At 66.4% G+C, this 18,947-nt stretch carries 14 protein-coding genes and 2 pseudogenes; 9 read left to right on the top strand and 7 right to left on the bottom strand.

What is annotated here, in order from left to right; translation table 11 throughout:
- The first annotated feature begins 27 nt into the window (after positions 1 to 27).
- Complete coding sequence (locus tag RX327_RS36675) at positions 28 to 372, top strand: DUF952 domain-containing protein (RefSeq protein WP_317248794.1); 345 nt, start codon at positions 28 to 30, stop codon at positions 370 to 372.
- Positions 369 to 1,466, top strand: coding sequence for a quinone-dependent dihydroorotate dehydrogenase (locus RX327_RS36670; protein WP_317248793.1), 1,098 nt, complete (start codon positions 369 to 371; stop codon positions 1,464 to 1,466). The genes RX327_RS36675 and RX327_RS36670 overlap by 4 nt, the downstream gene beginning before the upstream one ends.
- 267 nt (positions 1,467 to 1,733) lie before the next feature.
- On the opposite strand, the gene RX327_RS36665 is transcribed toward RX327_RS36670, so the two are convergent.
- The 5 genes and pseudogenes from RX327_RS36665 to RX327_RS36645 form a co-directional block, all read right to left on the bottom strand.
- Positions 1,734 to 3,059 (bottom strand): MATE family efflux transporter, encoded by a 1,326-nt coding sequence (locus RX327_RS36665; RefSeq protein WP_317248792.1) that lies wholly within the window; start codon positions 3,057 to 3,059, stop codon positions 1,734 to 1,736.
- Between the two features lie 113 nt (positions 3,060 to 3,172).
- A pseudogene (locus tag RX327_RS36660) lies at positions 3,173 to 3,905 on the bottom strand (MBL fold metallo-hydrolase).
- 22 nt (positions 3,906 to 3,927) lie between these two features.
- Positions 3,928 to 4,233 carry a DUF6460 domain-containing protein gene (locus RX327_RS36655; protein ID WP_317248791.1) on the bottom strand — a complete coding sequence of 102 codons (306 nt, stop codon included), beginning with the start codon at positions 4,231 to 4,233 and terminating at the stop codon, positions 3,928 to 3,930.
- Between the two features lie 96 nt (positions 4,234 to 4,329).
- Positions 4,330 to 6,135: a cisplatin damage response ATP-dependent DNA ligase gene (locus tag RX327_RS36650; protein WP_317248790.1), complete on the bottom strand. Its 1,806-nt coding sequence runs from the start codon at positions 6,133 to 6,135 to the stop codon at positions 4,330 to 4,332.
- Complete coding sequence (locus RX327_RS36645) at positions 6,132 to 7,208, bottom strand: ligase-associated DNA damage response exonuclease (RefSeq protein WP_317248789.1); 1,077 nt, start codon at positions 7,206 to 7,208, stop codon at positions 6,132 to 6,134. The genes RX327_RS36650 and RX327_RS36645 overlap by 4 nt, the downstream gene beginning before the upstream one ends.
- A 130-nt stretch (positions 7,209 to 7,338) precedes the next feature.
- Here RX327_RS36645 and RX327_RS36640 point away from each other — a divergent pair, with 130 nt between their 5' ends.
- The 4 genes and pseudogenes from RX327_RS36640 to pdeM all read left to right on the top strand — a co-directional run bounded on the left by RX327_RS36640 (position 7,339) and on the right by pdeM (position 13,423).
- On the top strand, positions 7,339 to 8,265 hold the full coding sequence (locus RX327_RS36640) for a class I SAM-dependent DNA methyltransferase (RefSeq protein ID WP_317248788.1): 927 nt from the start codon (positions 7,339 to 7,341) through the stop codon (positions 8,263 to 8,265).
- A 169-nt stretch (positions 8,266 to 8,434) separates the two neighbouring features.
- A complete protein-coding gene (locus RX327_RS36635) occupies positions 8,435 to 9,661 on the top strand; it encodes an ABC transporter substrate-binding protein (protein ID WP_317248787.1) in 1,227 nt (408 codons plus the stop codon).
- 254 nt (positions 9,662 to 9,915) lie between these two features.
- Positions 9,916 to 12,688, top strand: a pseudogene (locus RX327_RS36630) (ligase-associated DNA damage response DEXH box helicase).
- A gap of 63 nt (positions 12,689 to 12,751) precedes the next feature.
- The gene (pdeM, locus tag RX327_RS36625; RefSeq protein WP_317248786.1) at positions 12,752 to 13,423 is read left to right on the top strand and encodes a ligase-associated DNA damage response endonuclease PdeM; all 672 of its coding nucleotides are present in this window, start codon (positions 12,752 to 12,754) and stop codon (positions 13,421 to 13,423) included.
- Positions 13,424 to 13,482: 59 nt separating this feature from the next.
- Here pdeM and RX327_RS36620 read toward each other — a convergent pair whose 3' ends face one another.
- Both RX327_RS36620 and RX327_RS36615 read right to left on the bottom strand, forming a co-directional pair.
- Positions 13,483 to 14,424 carry an IS110 family transposase gene (locus RX327_RS36620; protein WP_283089494.1) on the bottom strand — a complete coding sequence of 314 codons (942 nt, stop codon included), beginning with the start codon at positions 14,422 to 14,424 and terminating at the stop codon, positions 13,483 to 13,485.
- A gap of 479 nt (positions 14,425 to 14,903) precedes the next feature.
- Complete coding sequence (locus tag RX327_RS36615; RefSeq protein WP_317248785.1) at positions 14,904 to 15,767, bottom strand: LysR family transcriptional regulator; 864 nt, start codon at positions 15,765 to 15,767, stop codon at positions 14,904 to 14,906.
- Between the two features lie 98 nt (positions 15,768 to 15,865).
- Between RX327_RS36615 and RX327_RS36610 the strand changes: the two genes are divergently transcribed.
- The 3 genes from RX327_RS36610 to RX327_RS36600 are packed head-to-tail and all read left to right on the top strand — an operon-like array spanning position 15,866 to position 18,943.
- Entirely contained in the window at positions 15,866 to 16,792 is a 927-nt protein-coding gene (locus tag RX327_RS36610) for a DMT family transporter (RefSeq protein ID WP_317248784.1), read from the top strand.
- A complete protein-coding gene (locus tag RX327_RS36605; RefSeq protein ID WP_050385916.1) occupies positions 16,789 to 17,553 on the top strand; it encodes an MBL fold metallo-hydrolase in 765 nt (254 codons plus the stop codon). The genes RX327_RS36610 and RX327_RS36605 overlap by 4 nt, the downstream gene beginning before the upstream one ends.
- A 58-nt stretch (positions 17,554 to 17,611) precedes the next feature.
- Positions 17,612 to 18,943: a divalent metal cation transporter gene (locus RX327_RS36600; protein ID WP_317248783.1), complete on the top strand. Its 1,332-nt coding sequence runs from the start codon at positions 17,612 to 17,614 to the stop codon at positions 18,941 to 18,943.
- Positions 18,944 to 18,947: the final 4 nt, after the last annotated feature.

Genomic DNA, 18,947 nt, shown 5'->3' with positions numbered 1-18,947 from the left:
CTCAAGGACAAAAGGGAAGGCCGGCCCGTGCCGATGATCTACAAAATCACCCCCGCTTCGGCCTGGCGCGAGGCCGAACGGCAGGGCGTGTACCGGGGCAGTGCCGACGACAAACGCGACGGCTTCATCCATTTTTCCACCGCCTCCCAGGTGGCCGAGACCGCGCGCAAGCACTACCACGGGCAAACCGGCCTGTTCCTGGTTGCGGTCGATGCCGATGCGCTGGGCGATGCGCTGCGCTGGGAGCGCTCGCGCAACGACGAGCTGTTTCCGCATCTCTATGGCGAGCTCGATGTCGGTGCGGTCACCGAGATCCTCGACCTGCGCGCGCGCTCCGACGGTGGCCACGACGTTCCGGAGCTCAAGCCGTGATCCGTGCCTTCGACGCCTTCTCGCTGCCGCTGCTGCGCTGGTTCGATCCCGAGGATGCCCATCGCATGGCGATCCAGGGCCTGAAGCTGCTGCCGCCGATCCGGCAGCGGCCGGACGATCCCAAGCTCGCGGTGCGCGCCTTCGGGCTGAACTTTCCCAATCCGATCGGCATGGCCGCGGGCTTCGACAAGAGCGCCGAAGTTCCGGACGCGCTGCTGCGACTGGGCTTCGGCTTCGTCGAGATCGGTTCGGTGACGCCGAAGCCGCAAGAAGGCAATCCGCGGCCGCGGCTGTTCCGGCTCGAGCGCGACGAGGCGATCATCAACCGGATGGGCTTCAACAATGACGGTGCGGAGGCCGTGCTGCGGCGGCTCGCCGCGCGCGCCAGCGCCGGCGGCATCGTCGGCGTCAATGTCGGCGCCAACAAGGATTCGCCGGACCGTGTCGCCGACTACGTCAAGCTGATCGAGACCTTTGCGCCGGTGGCGAGCTATTTCACCGTCAACGTCTCCTCGCCGAACACGCCCGGCCTGCGCAATCTGCAGGAAGGCGCGCTGCTCGACGATCTCCTCGCGCACGTGATCGACGCCCGCGAGCGGGTGCGCCAGAAGGCGGGCGACACGCCGGTGCTGCTCAAGATCGCGCCGGATTTGAGCCTTGCCCAGCTCGACGACATCGTGCAGGTCGCGCGTTCGCGCCGGGTCGACGGCATGATCGTCGCCAACACCACGCTGGCGCGTCCCTCGACCTTGCGTGAGGAGAATCGCGCGAAGGAGCAAGGCGGCCTGTCCGGCCGGCCGCTGTTTCGTCTGTCGACGCGCATGGTCGCGGAAACCTATGTGCGCGTCGAGGGTGCATTCCCGCTGATCGGCGTCGGCGGCGTGGACTCGGGCGGCGCCGCGCTGACGAAGATCCGCGCCGGCGCCAGCCTGATCCAGCTCTATTCGTCGCTGGTCTACAAGGGTCTCGGCCTCGTCGACGAGATCAAGCGCGACCTGACCTCGACGCTGCTCCGCACGGGGCGGGATTCGCTCTCCGATATCGTCGGCGCCGATGCGGCGACCATCACCGCCGAGGACTGGCCGGTGAGGTAGTTGCCCGTCGCCCGGATGAAGCGAAATCCGGCTGCGCCCCAACCTCCCCTTGAAAAGGGGAGGTCGCTTTGCTCGCCAGAGCAAAGCGGGTAGGGATCAGCTCTCTCCATGAGCTGCGTCGCCTGTGGCTGACCCCCATCCCGACCTTCCCCCTTTTCAGGGGGAAGGGGAAGAGAACTTCGTAGCCCGGAAGCGCAGCGCAATCCGGGACAGTCTCGTCGCGGCACAGCTCCCCAAATTTCGCTTCGCTTCATCCGGGCTACGGACTTACACAGTCTTGAACGTCTTCCTGAGCAGCGCCGGATAGCGCAGGCCCTGCAGGCCGCCGCGTGCGACGTAGAAGCCGAGCAGCGCGATCCACAGGCCGGTGTTGCCGAACGAGCTGAGCACCCACCAGGTGGCGAGGAAGATCGCGAGCGACGCCAGCATCAGATTGCGCATCTCGCGCGCCCAGGTCGCGCCGACATAGATGCCGTCGAAGCCGAAGGCGAACACGCCGGGCAGGGGTGCCAGGATCACGAACGGCAGGAACTCGCGCGCATAGCGGCGCACGTCGTCGCTGGTCGTCATCAGATTGATCAGCGCCGCTCCGAACAGTGCGAACAGCACCGACACCATCAGCGCAAAGCCGATGCCCCACAGCAGCACCAGCCGGGTCGAATCGGAAAAGCCGCGTGCATCGCGCGCGCCGAATGCGCGGCCGCAGAGCTGCTGGGCTGCGTTGGCGAGGCCATCGAGGAAGAAGGCGCTGACCAGGAGGAAATTGTTGAGCACGGAATTCGCCGCCAGCGTGACGTCGCCGGCGCGCGCGCCCTTGGCGGTGAAGAACAGGAACACGGCGATCAGCGCCGCCGTGCGGATCATGATGTCGGAGTTCACCGCCAGCAGACGCATCAGTTTTGTGCGATTGAACAGCGTGGCCGCGGGAACCGCGAAGCCGTTTTGCGAGATCCGCCACGCCACGACGATGCCGACCGCAAAACCCGTGGTCTCCGCAAGCACCGCGGCGATCGCGGCACCGGCGATGCCGGCGCCGTAGACCTGCACCAGCAGCACGGTTGCGATCATGTTGATGACGTTGATGACGACCTGGAGCGCGAGGGCGGGATTGGCGCGGGCCTGCCCGACCAGCCAGCCGAGCACGACGTAATTGGCGAAGGCGAATGGCGATGACCAGATCCGGATCATGAAATAGGTTTTCGCCGCGCGCGTCACGCCTTCGCTGCCGCCCATCAGGTCGAACAGCACCGAGGTCAGCGGCAGTTGCAGCGCGATCAGCCCGGTGCCGATCAGGCCGGCAACGATGAAGCCGCGTACCAGGATCGCGGTCTGCTCGCGCGTCTCGCCGGCGCCCAGCGCCTGTGCGGTGAAGGCGAGCGTGCTCATGCGCAGGAAGCCGAACAGCCAGAACAGGCAGTCGAAGATGACGGAGGCCATCGCGACGCCGCCGAGCAGCGCGGCATCGTCGAGCCGTCCGATCGCGGTGGTCGAGACCACGCCGATCAGCGGCGTGGTCAGGTTCGCGACCATCGCCGGTCCCGCGATGGAGAACACCTCGCGCGTCGTGATCTTCGGGTGGATGGGTGCGTGCATGGCTACAGTTGCAAGGAATATTCGCTTCTATCGCGTCAACCGTCGCGCGGCCATGCTGGAATTGTTCTCGGAGCAATGCGATGGCGGAGGGGCAGCCGACAAGGCGTGCATGGTCAGAACACCACGACCATGCCATCGCTTGCCGCCGTGTAGCGCAAATCGTCGACGCGGCCGAGCATGTCGTCGCTCATATGGGTCAGCACCACGCGCTTGGCGTTGATGGCCGGCAAATGCGCTTCCAAGGTCTTCAGGCTGAGATGGTTCTTGACCACCTTCTCGTACATGTAGGCTTCCGCAATGAAAAGGTCCGCGCCATGCGCCAGCGGAATGAGCGTCTCCGTCCATTCGGTATCGGCGCTGTAGGCGAGCGTGCGGCCCTCGGCCTCGACGCGATAAGCCAGGAAAGGCCCGCCGGATTCGCCGTGCACGACCGGATAGGGTGTCACCGTCACCGCGCCGAAGCTGCGCCTTTCGCGCGGCGCCAGCGTGACGACGGACAGATCGAAGCGCTGCCTGGTTTTGGAGGAATGCTCGAACATCACCTCCATCACCGCAGGCAGTTTCGTTTCGATACCTTGAGGCCCGGCAATCACCAGCGGCCGGGTGCGCCGCGAGAATTGCGCGTCGAGCAGGACAAACGGTAGCCCGCCAAAATGGTCGCCGTGGAAATGCGTGATCAGGATCAGATCGATCTCGTTGCAGTCGATCTCGAGCCGCTTCAGCGCCGGCAGTGCCGACGCGCCGCAATCGATCAGGAAGTTGGTCGCGCCCGGAGACGTGGAAGCAGGTGTTGAGCCTGCCGCCGGAGCCGAAAGCATCGCCGCAGCCGACAAAGCGCAATTGCATCGGCAGCGAGCCTTCCTTGGGATCACCGGCCGCGCGGCGCGCCGAAGACGCGCGAGAGCAGCCAGATCGGGATGACGATGACGGCGCCGAGCAGGAAGTAGCGCCAGGCCCAGTTGATCGCGTCGAAGCCGAAATCCCAGATGCTCTGGAACAGCCTGCGGATGCTGTTGAGGATGTTCCACGGATCGAGGCCGATCGCGGCGAGCACGACACCAACCAAAATCGACAGCAGAATCAACCGGAACGCCACAGAGAGCGGCGATCCGCCGAGAAAGCGGTACAGGCCGTCACTGCGGCCGGCCGGCAAGTCCCGGATGTCGTTTGGCATTGCTCTCTCCCGCGGAATCGCCCGCATTATAGGTCACGGCGGTGCACATGGGAAACCCGCGCACCGCGATCAATGGCTGCCATGCACGCTTGGGATTTAACTTCCTGTCATGGAGATTAACATCCGTTCCAGCGTTTCCAGCCGGTCGGCCTCGCGCGGCGGCTTGTCCCAGCGCAAGCGGCTGATGCGGGGAAAGCGCATGGCGACGCCGGACTTGTGTCGCGGCGAACGTTGCAGGCCCTCGAACGCGACCTCCAGCACGAGCCCCTTGTCGCCCTCGTGCACGACATGACGCACGGGGCCGAACTTTTCCGTGGTGTTGCGGCGGACGAAGCGGTCGATCTGAAGCAGCTCCTCGTCGGTGAAGCCGAAATAGGCCTTGCCGACCGGCACCAGTTCGTCGCCGCCATCGCGCTCGGTCCAGACGCCAAAAGTGTAGTCGGAATAATAGGACGAACGCTTGCCGTGGCCGCGCTGCGCATACATCAGCACGGCATCGATGATGTGCGGGTCGCGCTTCCATTTCCACCATTGGCCCTTCGGCCGCCCGGGCAGATAAGGCGCATCGCGCCGCTTCAGCATCACGCCCTCGACGGCGTCCGCGTCCTCGCCGGCACCTGCGCTCGCCGGATCGGCGCGCGCGGCGGTCAGCGCGTCCCAGCTTGTGAAAGGGACGGTGGGCGACAGGTCGATCCGGGGATCATTCAGCCTGGCGACGAAGGCTTCGAGATGCGCGCGGCGTTCGGTGAAAGGCAGCTCGCGCAGATCGTTCTCGTCGTCGCCGAGCAGATCGTAGGCGCGAAGGTGGATCGGAAACTCCTTGATCAGCTTCGGCGAGACGACCTTGCGGTTGAGGCGCTGCTGCAGGACGTTGAAACTCTGCACGCGGCCCTCGCGCAGAATCAGGAGCTCGCCGTCGATCGCGCCGGGCAGGTGCAGCGACGGCACGAGGTCGGGAAAGCTCCCCGTGATGTCCTCGCCGGTGCGCGAATAGAGCCGCGCCGTGATTCGGCCGCGATCGTCCCGCCCCGCCACCGCCTGCACGCGGATGCCGTCCCATTTCCATTCGGCGATGTAGTCGGCGGGATCGAGCGCGGCGAAATCCGTGTCCTCGATCGCATGCGCCAGCATCACGGGCCGGAACGGCGCGGGATCGCGATTGACGGGCTTTTCGGCGCGTCCCTCCAGCCAGGCGAACAGGTCGAGATAGGGCGGGATGAGGCCCGGCCAGATCAGCTCGACCTCATGCGGGTCCTTGTCGCCGAGTGCGGCAGCCGCGGTCTTGGCGAGGCGCGCGGAGATGCCGATTCGCAGCGCGCCCGTGACGAGCTTCAGCAGCGCCCAGCGCCCGGTCTCGTCGAGCTCGTCCAGCCAGCGCGCCAGCTGTGCCGGCAACTCGGCCTTGCCGAGCGTGCGCAACGTGGTGACGACGTCAGTCAGGGTTGGAGGAGGCGGGTTGTTGTGTCGGGTATCGGGGGGCAAGCTTTCTTCACCTCTCCCGCTTGCGGGGGAGGTCGGATCGTTCGGCTGCGCGTCAGCGCGGTCGGGCGATCCGGGTGGGGGCTGTCTCTGCTTGTCGACCGTGTGGAGACACCCCCACCCCAACCCTCCCCCGCAAGCGGGAGAAGGAGAAGATTTCGGCCACATCAGCGCCACCGTCTCCGAGAGGTCACCGACATAATCGTAGGAGAGCCCGAACAGCACCGGGTCGGTGCGCGCCGCGATGAGATCGCGGATCAGCGCGGGCTTGGCATGCTTGAAGCTGAGCGCGCCGGTCAGCGCGGCCAGCGCATAGCCGCGGTCGGGATCCTCGGTCTCGCGGAAATAGGCGACCAGCAGCAGCTTGTTGTTGCGGCCGGGCTCGTAAGCAAGGCGGTCGAGCAGTTCGGCGAAGCGATTCATGCTTCGGCCTCGCCGGCGGACTCGGCTTCGCCAGCGGGCTTGGCCTCGCCGGTCAGTGCGGCCGTCTCGCTCTCCTCCTCGTCGCCGTAGCCGACGAGATCGAGCGGCCGCGCTTTCAGGCCTTTGCTCTGGCACCAATGCACCAGCGCATCTTCCTGGCCATGGGTGACCCAGATCTCGCCCGCGCCGGTCGCGGCGATAGTAGAGGTAAGGCCGTCCCAATCGGCGTGGTCGGAGATCACCAGCGGCAATTCCACGCCGCGCTGACGCGCCCGGGCGCGCACGCGCATCCACCCTGACGCGAAGGCGGTGACGGGATCGGGAAAACGCCGCGTCCAGAGATCGGAGGTCGCCGAGGGCGGCGCCAGCGTGATGGTGCCGGCAAGCGCCGACTTCTTCATGCCGCGCGCGGGCCGGAGCTCGCCGAGCGGAATGCCGCGCTCCTGGTAGTAGTGCGTGATCTTCTCCATGGCGCCATGCAGGTAGATCGGCGCGTCATAGCCGGCCTGCCGCAACAGCGCGATCACGCGCTGCGCCTTGCCGAGCGAATAGGCGCCGACCAGATGCGCGCGCTCCGGAAACAATTTGACGGAGGCCAGCAGCTTCTTCACCTCGTCGCCAGCATCGCCATGCCGGAACACCGGCAAGCCAAAAGTGGCCTCGGTGATGAAGACGTCGCAGGGCACCAGCTCGAACCGGGCGCAGGTCGGATCGGCCGCGTCCTTGTAGTCGCCGGAGGCGACGATGCAGGTGTCCTGGCAGGTCACGGAAATCTGGGCGGAGCCCAATACGTGACCGGCGGGATGAAACGTCACCGTGACGTCGCCGAGCCGGATCTCCTCGCCATAGCGGATGGCTTGCGTCGATCCGGCAAAATTTTCGCCGTAGCGCAGCCGCATCATGTCGAGCGTTTCCTGTGTCGCCAGCACCGCGCCATGGCCGGCACGGGCATGGTCGGAATGGCCGTGGGTGATCACGGCGCGCTCGACCGCGCGGACAGGATCGATATGAAAGCCGCCGGGCTTGCAGCACAGGCCGGCCGGGACGGGCATCAGGATGTCTTGCGGGCGCATCGTCCCTATATAGGCGCTCGATCCGCGATGTTTAGCCGGATCCGCAGGCTTGACCCGTGCATCCATCTCCGGAAAAAGTCCGTGCTTTGATGGATGGCCGGACCCGGCCGAGATTGGTTCCTTAAAGCGAATGGCCCTCCGCCTGTTTCTGTCCTCCGGCGACCTCGTCGCCGACCGCCGCTACGAGTTCGCGCGCGACCTGCAATTGAAGGGCGATCTGCCGGCTGCCGCCGAGCTGCTCGAACAGGCGATCGAGCTTGTGCCGAAATTCCCGTCGGCCTGGTACACGCTGGGCAAGATCCGCCTGGAGCTCGGCCAGCGCGAGGCCGCGATCGCAGCGTTCCGCGGCGCGCGCGATGCCGATCCCGAAGACCGGCATGGCGCCGGCCTTCACCTGATGCAGCTCGGCGTCGAGGCCGTCAGTTCGATGCCGCCGGGCTATGTGCAGACGCTGTTCGATCAATATGCGCCGCGCTTCGAGGCCGCGCTGGTCGGCGATCTCGGCTATCGCGGCCCGGCGCTGCTGTTCAAGGCGGTGCTGTCGGTGCGTGCGGGCGCCAAGAAGCCGGCCTACTTCAAGCGCACGATCGATCTCGGCTGCGGCACCGGGCTTGCGGCCGCCGCCTTCGCCAAGCAGGTCGACCACTTCATCGGCATCGACCTGTCACCGCGCATGATCGACAAGGCGCGCGCAACCGGCCTTTATGCCGAGCTTGAGGTCGACGACATGTTGAAGGCCGTTTCGGCCAAGCGCGAGGCCAGCGCCGAATTGATCCTGGCCGCCGATGCAATGGTCTATGTCGCCGATCTCGCGCCCGTGCTCGCCGAGGCCAGCCGTGTGCTGGTGGCGGGCGGCGTGCTCGCCTTCACGGCCGAGACCCATGACGGCGAAGGCGTCATCATCGGCGAGGGACTGCGCTACGCCCACAGTGCAGCTTACGTGCGCGACTCTGTCGCTGCCGCGGGGCTGACGCTGGCCCAGCTCGACGATCTCTCGGCGCGCAATGAAGACAATATCCCGGCACCCGGACTCGTCGCCGTCGCGGTCAAGCCTTAACGCACCCTCTCCCACAAGGGAGAAGGGAAGAGAGCGCCGCCTCACACTCAAACTTGAGTCTACACGCTACGCATTTGCCGTGACGCGGCATTGCGCCGCAAAGTCATGACTTCGCGCTTGCCCGGCGCAAAGCGGAATGCGAGAGCTTTTCGCCTCAGGGAGAGAAATAATGAAAAAACATACACGGCGCGAGTTCGGCGCCACTGCATTGTCTGTGATCGCCGCGTCCGTGCTGCCCGCGCCTTTCGTCCGTGCCGCCGACAAGAAGTACGACGCGGGCGCCAGCGACACCGAGATCAAGATCGGGCAGACCGTGCCGCATTCCGGCCCCGGTTCGCTCTACGGCGTGCTCGGGCGCATCGGCGAAGCCTATTTCCAGATGCTGAACGAGAAGGGCGGCATCAACGGACGCAAGGTCAAATTCCTCACCATGGACGACGCCTACAGCGCGCCGAAATGCGTCGAGGCGACGCGGCGCCTGGTCGAGCAAGAGGAAGTGCTGGCGCTCTATGGCTCGCTCGGCACCGCGCCGCAGACCGCCGTGCACAAATACCTGAACTCCAAGGGCGTGCCGCAGCTCTTGCTCAACACCGGCGCGTCGAAGTGGAACAACCCGAAAGAATTCAAATGGACGATGGCGGGGCTGCCGCTCTATCCGACCGAGGCGCGCATCCTGGCCCGGCACGTCGTCAGCGTGAAGCCGAACGCGAAGATCGGCATCCTCTACCAGAACGACGATTTCGGTCGCGACTTCCTGGGTCCGTTCAAGAAGGTGCTGGCCGATGCCGGCGGTACCGCCCAGGTGATCATGGAGCAGACCTACGATCTCACCGAGCCGACCGTCGATTCCCAGCTCATCAACCTCTCGAAATCGGGCGCCGACGTATTCTACAACATCTCGACCGGCAAGGCGTCGTCGCAGTCGATTCGTAAGGTGGCCGAGCTCGGCTGGAAGCCGCTGCAATTGCTGTCGGCTGGCTCGACCGGCCGCTCCATCCTGAGCGCCGCGGGCCTCGAGAACGCCACCGGCATCGTCGCCATCCGCTACAACAAGGAGGTCGGCCTTCCCAAATGGGAGAAGGACCCCGACGTGATGGCGTTCGAGGAGCTGCGCAAGAAGTACACGCCGGCGATCGACCCCGACAACACCATCGCCTTTGCCGGCTACGGCCAGGCCGTGACCATGGGCGAGATCCTGCGCCGCTGCGGCGACGAACTCACCCGCGCCAACGTGCTGAAGCAGGCATCGACGCTCGCGGGCTTCCACTCGCCCTACTTCCTCGACGGCGTCACCTACAGCTACACGCCCGAGAACTACACGCCGATGAAGACGCTCTATGTCTCGATCTTCAACGGCAAGGATTGGGACCTCTCCGGCCAGCCGATGACGGAGTAGCGGTGGGAGCACGTTGTTCCTTGACCTCGGCCCCGCTTGCGGGGAGAGGTCGGATCGCATCCTAAGATGCGATCCGGGTGAGGGGGCACAGGTCTCACGGCACTCGCCGCTCGCGGAAGCAGCCCCTCACCCCAACCCTCTCCCCGTGAAGGACGGGGAGAGGGAGTCGAAGCGTCCTGTCGCCGGCCCCTTGCCACCTGCCGCCAGTTCCGTCCGCCCTCGACGAAGCCGCCTGAACCACCTACCTCTTGGGCGTGTCGACGCTCGATCTCTTCTCCGTTCCGCCGTCGGAAACGGCCGATCTCCTGCCGCGCCGGTTTCGCGACTGGTTTGCCTCCCGCGGCTGGTCGCCGCGCGCGCATCAGCTGGCGCTGCTGGAAAAGGCGCGCGAGGACCGCTCGGCGCTCCTGATTGCTCCGACCGGAGCCGGCAAGACGCTCGCCGGGTTTCTGCCGACGCTGGTGGAGTTGAGTGGAGAAGGATTCGACCGCGGTGCTTCTGCTCACCTCCCCCTGAAAGGGGCGGGGCGGCGCGCTCCGGCGCGCGATAGCGCGGCCGAGCGCGACGGGTGGAGGTCAGCCACAGGCACGGAGCAAGCGCCTGACCCCCACCCCAACCCTCCCCGTTTCAGGGGGAGGGAGCCCGACGATCTCGCAAGCGACGAAATTGAATCGAGGGCAGTTCGCCCAGCCCTTATCTCCACCGGCCGTGGCGTTCGCCGCAGCGGCGGCCTGCACACCCTCTACATCTCGCCGCTCAAGGCGCTCGCCGTCGACATCGCACGCAATCTGGAGCGGCCGGTCGCGGAGATGGCGCTGCCGATCAAGGTCGAGACCCGCACCGGCGACACGCCGGTGTCGCGGCGGCAGCGGCAGCGGCGCTATCCGCCGGACGTGTTGCTGACGACGCCCGAGCAGCTCGCACTGCTGCTCTCCTCCGACGACGCACCGTTCCTGTTTTCCTCCCTGAAGCGCATCGTGCTCGACGAGCTGCATGCGCTGGTGACGTCTAAGCGCGGCGATCTGCTCTCGCTCGGGCTCGCGCGGCTCTGGCGCCTCGCGCCGCAGATGCGCGCGATCGGCCTGTCGGCGACCGTGGCCGAGCCGGATCAGCTCGCGCGCTTCCTGGTGCCGCAGCCCGACGGCAAGGAAGCCGCTGCCGACATCGTCGTCGCCGGCGGAGCCGCGCCGCCCGTGGTCGAGATGCTCGATACGCGCGAGCGGCTGCCCTGGGCCGGCCACAGCGCGCGCCACGCGCTCCCTGAAATCTACGAGCTGATCAAGGCGAACAAGACCACGCTGGTCTTCGTCAACACCCGTAGCCAGGCCGAGATGCTGTTCCAGAATCTCTGGAGCATGAACGACGACGGCCTTGCCATCGCGCTGCATCACGGCTCGCTCGACGTCGCCCAGCGTCGCAAGGTCGAGGACGCCATGTCGGCGGGCAGACTGCGCGGCGTGGTCTGCACCTCCTCGCTCGACCTCGGCGTCGACTGGGGCGATGTCGATCTCGTCGTCAATATCGGTGCGCCCAAGGGCTCCTCGCGCCTGATGCAGCGCATCGGCCGCGCCAATCACCGCCTCGACGAAGCCTCGCGCGCGGTGCTGGTGCCGGCCAACCGCTTCGAGGTGCTGGAGTGCCGCGTCGCCATCGATGCCATTGCGGAGAACGCGCAGGACACGCCGCCGCTGCGCCTGGGGGCGCTCGACGTGCTGGCCCAGCACGTGCTCGGCTGCGCCTGCGGCGAGCCGTTCCTCTCCGATGATCTCTACCGCGAGGTCCGCACCGCCGCGCCCTATGCCTCGCTCGCACGCACCGATTTCGACGATGTCGTCGATTTCGTCGCCTCCGGCGGTTACGCGCTGAAGACCTATGAGCGCTTCGCCCGCATCAAGCAGGACAAGGAGGGCCGCTGGCGCGTCGCCAATCCAAAGGTGCGGCAGAGCTACCGCATGAATGTCGGCACCATCGTCGAGGACGACATGCTGAAGGTGCGGCTGGTGCGCTCGCGCAGCGGCGGCCAGGGAAAGGCAGGCGGCTCGACCGGGGTGATCGCGCGCGGTGGCCGACTGCTCGGCGAGATCGAGGAGGCCTTCATCGAGGGCCTCAGCCCCGGCGATACGTTCGTGTTCTCAGGCGAGGTGGTGCGCTACGAGGCCCTGGTCGAGGATCAGGTCTATGTCTCGCGCGCGCATGACAAGGACCCGAAGGTGCCGTCCTATATGGGCGGAAAATTTCCGCTCTCGACCTATCTGGCCGAGCGCGTGCGCCGGCTGCTCGACGATAGCCGCGCGTGGGGCGGCTTGCCGGAGCAGGTGCGCGACTGGCTGTCGCTGCAGAAGGACGTCTCGCGTGCCGGCGGTGCGCGAACTCCTGGTCGAGAGCTTCCCCCGCGCCAACAAGCATTATCTGGTCTGCTATCCGTTCGAGGGGCGTCTCGCGCATCAGACCCTCGGCATGCTGCTGACGCGCCGGCTGGAGCGCGCCCGCGCGCGGCCACTCGGCTTCGTCGCCAACGAATATGCCGTGGCGATCTGGGCGCTCGGCGATCTCTCCTTCATGATCCGGGACGGCCGGATCGACCTCGACGCGCTGTTCGATCCCGATATGCTCGGCGACGATCTCGAGGCCTGGCTCGCCGAATCCGCGCTGATGAAGCGCACGTTCCGCAACTGCGCCATCATCTCCGGCCTGATCGCGCGCCGCCACACCGGCGAAGAGAAGAGCCGCCGTCAGGTGCTGTTCTCGACCGACCTCGTCTACGACGTGCTGCGCAAGCACCAGGCCGACCACGTGCTGCTGCGCGCCGCGCGCGCCGATGCCGCCACCGGCCTGCTCGACCTGCGCCGCCTCGGCGACATGCTGGCCCGAATCCACGGCCGCATCACGCACCGGGAACTCGACCGCGTCTCCCCGCTGGCCGTCCCCGTGATGCTGGAAATCGGCCGCGAGTCAGTTTATGGCGAAGCTGCAGACGAGCTCCTGGCCGAAGCAGCCGACGAACTCGTGCGGGAGGCGACGACGTAACGCTGATACTCTGGGGAACAGGACGTGACGGCAAGCGCGCAGGTTTTGCGAGACGGTGACGACATGCGCGTTTCGAGGGTCACGGTGTCGGATGTCGGATTCGTGGCGGATCTCTCCGGCGCGCTGTTCTGGGAGGAGCAGCGCCTGCTCGTCGTCTCCGACCTGCATCTGGAAAAGGGTTCGAGCTTCGCTATGCGCGGCGTGCTGCTGCCGCCTTACGATACCTTCGCGACGCTCGGCCGGCTCGCCGCCGTCATCGCGCGGCACGATCCGCGGCAGGTGATCGCGCTCGGCGACAGCTTTCACGATCGCGACGCCCATGCGCGCCTGTCGGATCCGGACCGCGAGGCGCTCGCGGCGTTGCAGCTACGGCGCGACTGGATCTGGATCTCGGGCAATCACGATCCCATGCTGCCGCGCGATCTCGGCGGCGTGGTTGCGACCGAAGTCGCGATCGGTCCGATCGTGTTCCGCCATGAGCCGACCGGCGCAGCCGGCGAGATCGCCGGGCACCTGCACCCCAAGGCGCGGGTGCCGACCCGCGGCCGCGCGATCGAGCGCCGCTGCTTCGCCAGTGACGGCGAGCGCGCGGTGATGCCGGCGTTCGGCGCCTACACCGGGGGCTTGAGCATCCGCGATGCCGCGTTCACACGGATTTTCGGATCGCCCGGCTTCATGGCCCATGTGCTCGGCGACAACCGCGTCCACGCGTTCGTCGCGTCGCGGTGTTATTGAGGATCGCGTACCACAGACTCAGGGTCGTCCCGGGCAAGCGCAGCGCGACCCGGCAACTGTTATGTCGGCTTGGTCTGCAGGTAGGGCTTTCTGTCGCGCATCATGGCGTTGAGGACCGTTAGGAGCTTCCTGGCGACGGCAATGAGAGCGAGCTTGGCTGGTTTGCCGACCTGTCGCAGCCGCGCGTAGAAGGCCTTGAATGGATCGGCCCGACGAACCGCGTTCAGAGCCGCCATATAGAGGGCGTCACGAACGCGCTTTCGGCCGCCGGCGATCTTGCGTTTTCCACGGAAGGCGCCGCTGTCGACGTTGAAGGGGGCAAGGCCCGCGAGCGCGGCGATCTGCTTCGCTCCAACATGTCCAAGTTCCGGCATCTTCGCGATCAGCTGCATGCAAGCCACGGGACCCACGCCCGGCAGTGAGCGCATCAACCGCGCATCGTCCGCGATCTCCGGCTCGGCCTTGGTCAATGCGTTGATATCGGCCTCGATCTCGGCGATCTCGCCGTCGAGAACCTCAATGAGCCGACTGATCCGTTCGGCCATGGCGCGGTCGTCGGCCTCGCTGCGCCGGTTCTTCTCCTGCGCGCGCATGAGAACCAGTTGGTCCCGCCGTTTTGCAAGCCCTGCCAAAGCGTTGCGGGCGGGATTGGCGGCCCGCTCGGTTGCCGGCTGCATGACCCGGCCAAAGGCCGCCAGCATCCGTGCATCGATCGGATCGGTTTTGGCAAGTTGGCCGCTGGCCCGCGCAAAATCGCGAGCTCGAGCCGGATTGATCCGAGCGAAGCGGACACCGGCCTGGCTTAGGGCCTCGCGAAGCGCGAGGTCATAGGCGCCCGTGGCCTCGAAGACGACCAGCGCATCGCATCGCCAACGCGCCACCTGCTGTGTGATGGCCTGTGCCGCGTTGGCGATGCGCCTGGACACGCCGTCAGCTTCATCAAAGATATCGAGATGCTTCTTGGAGACGTCGATTCCGACATAACGAGGGGGTATGATCACGGTGCCTGTCCCTGTGATGCGAGGTCTGTTGGCGCAGCCTCGTGCAACTGTTCAGGTTGGTAATGGAACGGGCGGGAGGCCGAGCCGGCTCACGGCGTCAAGCGCCAAGGACCCAACGGCTTCCCGCCCAACCCATCATGACAGACTTCCAAGACACAGGGACCCATAACCACCGATGTCGTTGTTGCGCGACGCTGGGCCACCGCCTGCTCTAACAACTCGACCCTGTGGTCATGGGTCCCTGCTTTCGCAGGGACGACGGCGGAGTAGCGGCGCGGTCTCAGCCCTGCGCCGCCTTCGCCTGCCGCGCCGCACATTCGGTGTCGTCCCGGGCAAGCGCAGCGCGACCCGGGACCTAGAACCATCACTGTTCGAGATTGCGCAAAGCTGTGGCCCCAGCGCGGCATCACAACTGCATGCGGTGGTTGTGGGTCCCTGCTTTCGCAGGGACGACAGCGGAGTAGCGGCGCGATCTCGCCCTAAGCCGCCTTGGCCTGCACGCTCTCGCAATACTCCGCCAGCCTGTCCGCCAGCCGCAGTGTCGCCGGGCTGGCTTCGGGGGCGGCGACGAGGGCGACCTCGGTGCGGTTGATCGGCGCAAAGCCCTCCTTCGCCGTCAGCACGCGGTGCTCGGACTGGATCGACATCTCCGACAGGATGCTCAAGCCCATGCCGGCGGCGACCGCGGCCTGGATGCCGGCGAGATTCGATGACGTATAGGCGGTGTGCCAGGCGCGGCCGGCGCTTTCCAGCGCGTGGATGGCGCCGGCACGATAGAGGCAGCCCGAGGCGAAACCGATCAGCGGAACCGAGCCGGCCGTCGTATCGCGCGGGTGGCTCTTGCTGGTGACCCAGTGCACGCGTTCAGGCCAGACCGCGATGCCGCCCTTCTCATTGGCGGCGCGCTTGATCAGCGCCAGATCGAGATCGCCGCGCTCGAGATCACGGTAAAGGAACAAGCTCTGGCCGGAGCGCACGTCGAGCCGCAAGTTCGGATGGCTGCGCGCGAAGGTGGCGAGCAGCTTTGTCAGCCGATAGGCGGCAAAGTCCTCGGTGATGCCGATCCGGATCGCGCCTTCGCTGCCGGGTCGCGAGAGCACGTCACGGGCCTCTTCGGCGAGCGACAATAGCCGCCGCGCATAGGTCAACAGCCGCTCGCCGGCTTCCGTCGGGGTGACATCCTTGCCGCTACGGATCAGCAGCAGCTGGCCGACATCCTCCTCCAGCCGCTTGATCTGCTGGCTCACGGTCGACTGCGTGCGGTGGACGCGCTCACCGGCGCGGGTGAAGCCGCCGGCCTCCACCACCGAGACGAAGCTGCGCAGGAGCTCCAGGTCCAGCATGGCGGCCTCCATTGATAAATCAACTGCATGCCAGTCTATCATTTAATTTCCAAATATCAAGGCGTGGGCCTAGATCATGACCGAAGGAGAATTCGCCCATGTCCGCCGCAACCTCGATGGCCGCCCCGCGCGCCCGCTTCAACACGCTGCCGCTCGCCATCGGCCTGTTCTGCCTGCTCTGGAGCTACGCCTTCGTCGCCGGCAAGATCGGCGTCACCCATTGCCCGCCGCTGATCCTGCTCGCCGCGCGTTTCTCGCTCGCCGGGGTTCTGATCCTCGCCATCTCCTGGCTGCGCCGCGACCAATGGGATCTCACCTGGCGCGATGCGGCGGTCTTCGCCGTGCTCGGCATCGCCAACAACGCGCTCTATCTCGGCCTCGGCTATACCGGGCTGCAATCAGTCTCCGCCGGTCTCGGCGGGCTGATCGTCTCGGCCAATCCGGTGTTCACCGCCATGCTGGCGGCGCTGTTCCTCGGTGAGAGCATGACCTTGCGCAAGGTGATTGGTCTCGTGCTCGGCATCGTCGGCGTCGCCTTCATCGTCTGGCATCGCATGTCGGTCGGATCGGACAGCCCGCATGGCATCCTGTTCACGCTGGCCTCGCTCGCCTCGATCGTCGCCGGCACCGTGCTGTTCAAGCTGCTGGCACCGAAGGGCAGCCTGTGGATCGGCAACGGCATCCAGAACATCGCCGGCGGCCTTGCGGTGATGCCGTTCGCCTTCGCGCTCTCCAGCGTCAGCGACATCGTGCCCAGCATGCGGCTTGCCGGCGCCTTCGCCTTCCTCGTGCTCGGCGGCTCGATCCTCGCCTATTGGCTCTGGTTTCATCTGCTGAAGGTGTGCGGCGCCACCGCCGCCAGCGCCTATCACTTCCTGATGCCGCCGCTCGGCATGCTGTTCGCCTTCCTCGTGCTGGGCGAGCACGTCGAGGCGCGGGACCTGCTCGGCATCATTCCGGTCGCGCTCGGGATCTATCTGGTGACCCGCCCGGCAGCCGCCGCGGCCAACAGGAGTATGTCGTGAGCATCACCATCACGCTGGTCGGAGGCCCCACCGCCCTGATCGAGATCGACGGGTTCCGCCTGCTCACCGATCCGACCTTCGATGCGCCCGGCGAGTATCGATTGCCGCATGTGAAACTGGAGAAGCTGACGGGCCCCGCGCTCGGCGCGCGCGATGTTGGCGCGATCGATGCGGTGCTGCTGAGCCACGACCAGCATTCCGACAATCTCGACCATTCCGGCCGGGATTTCCTCAAAGGCGCGAGGCGCGTGCTGACGACGGAGGCCGGCGCCAGGCGGCTCGGCGGCAACGCCGAGGGCTTTGCACCCTGGGCCTCGACCGAGTTGCAGAAGGGCGGCCGGACGCTCACCATCACCGCGACGCCGGCGCGGCACGGACCGGCCGGGATCGAGCCGTTGTCCGGCGACGTCATCGGCTTCGTCGTGCAGCCGGCAAAACCGGGCCGTCCGGTCTATGTCAGCGGCGACACCACCTGGTTCGACGGCGTCGCCGAGGTTGCGCGGCGTTTCGACTGCTGCGTGGTGCTGCCGTTCGCAGGCGCAGCGCAAACCCGCGGCCCCTTCCATCTCACCATGGACACCAATGACGCGATCGAGACCGCGCGCGCCTTTGCGGACGCGGTGATCGTGCCGGTTCATACCGACGGCTGGGCGCATTTCCGGCAGAGCGCGAGCGACCTGCGCGCGAGCTTCGATACGCTCGGCTTCGGCCGCCGTCTGCGCATCCTCGAGCCCGGCATCGCCACGGTCATCGAGCCGTAGGTTTCGTCCCAGGAACCTTGCCGGTATCCGGCTCGTTGTCAGACGGCTGGAACCGGACATGACGCGGCAAGGGACGATCCCACCACACGACAAACATGACGATGCGCCGGCGGCGAAGCCCCGGCGACAGCCGTTCAGTTTCAGCCGCGTCCTGAAGACGCTCGGACCCGGGCTGATCACCGGCGCTTCCGACGACGACCCTTCGGGGATCGGCACCTACAGCCAGGCCGGCGCGCAACTCGGCTACGGCATCGGTTGGACCATGCTGCTGACGTTTCCGCTGATGAGCGCGATCCAGGAGATCTCGGCGCGGGTCGGCCGTATCACCGGGCATGGCATCGCGGGCAATGTATGCCGGCATTATCCGGGCTGGCTGCTCGCGGTCGTGGTGGCGCTGCTGTCGATTGCCAACACCATCAACATCGCGGCCGACCTTTCGGCCATGGCCGATGCCACAAAGCTTCTGATCGGCGGTCCGGCCATCCTCTATGTGGTGCTGTTCGGCGTCACCTCGGTGGCCGCGCAGATCTTCATGAACTACCGGCGCTACGTCGCTATCCTGAAATGGCTGACGCTCAGCCTGTTCGCCTACGTCGCGGCGCTCGCCTTTGCCAAGGTGTCGTGGATGGAGGCGCTGGCCGGCGTGCTGCTGCCGCGCATCAGCTGGAGCGCCGACTATTTCACGACCATCGTTGCGATCCTCGGCACCACGATCAGCCCCTATCTGTTCTTCTGGCAGGCCTCGCAGGAGGTGGAGGAGCAGCGGGTCGATGTCACCAAGCATCCGCTGATCGAGCGGCATTACGGGGCCCGGCGCGAATTCTCGCGCATCCGTGCCGACACCATCACGGGAATGGCGTTTTCGAACCTGATCGCATTGTCGATCATCGTCACCGCCGCCGCATCGCTGCATGCCACCGGCAAGACCGACATCCAGACCTCGGCGCAGGCCGCCGAGGCGCTGCGCCCGATCGCCGGGCCGTTTGCCGAGGTGATCTTCGCGCTCGGCATCGTCGGCACCGGCCTATTGGCGATCCCGGTGCTCGCAGGTGCGACGGCCTATGCGGTCGGCGAGGGCCGGCGATGGCGGGTTGGGCTGACGCGCAGGCCGAAGGAGGCGATCGCGTTCTATTCGGTGCTGGGGCTGTCGGGCGGCATCGGCATCGCGCTCAACTTCACGCCGATCGATCCGATCGCGGCGCTGTACTGGAGCGCGGTCTTCAACGGCGTGCTCGCGGTGCCCGTGATGGTGCTGTTGATGTTCATGGCCCGCCGCCGGGACGTCATGGACCGCTTTGTGGTCGGCGGCTGGCTGTACTGGCTCGGCTGGCTCTCGACCGGCGCGATGGCGCTCAGCGTGATCGCGATGGGGATCGGCTTCCTGCTGTAGCTTG

It is taken from the genome of Bradyrhizobium sp. BEA-2-5, from assembly GCF_032918025.1.
GTDB lineage: Bacteria > Pseudomonadota > Alphaproteobacteria > Rhizobiales > Xanthobacteraceae > Bradyrhizobium > Bradyrhizobium pachyrhizi.
This window is presented reverse-complemented; position numbering and strand designations above follow the sequence as displayed.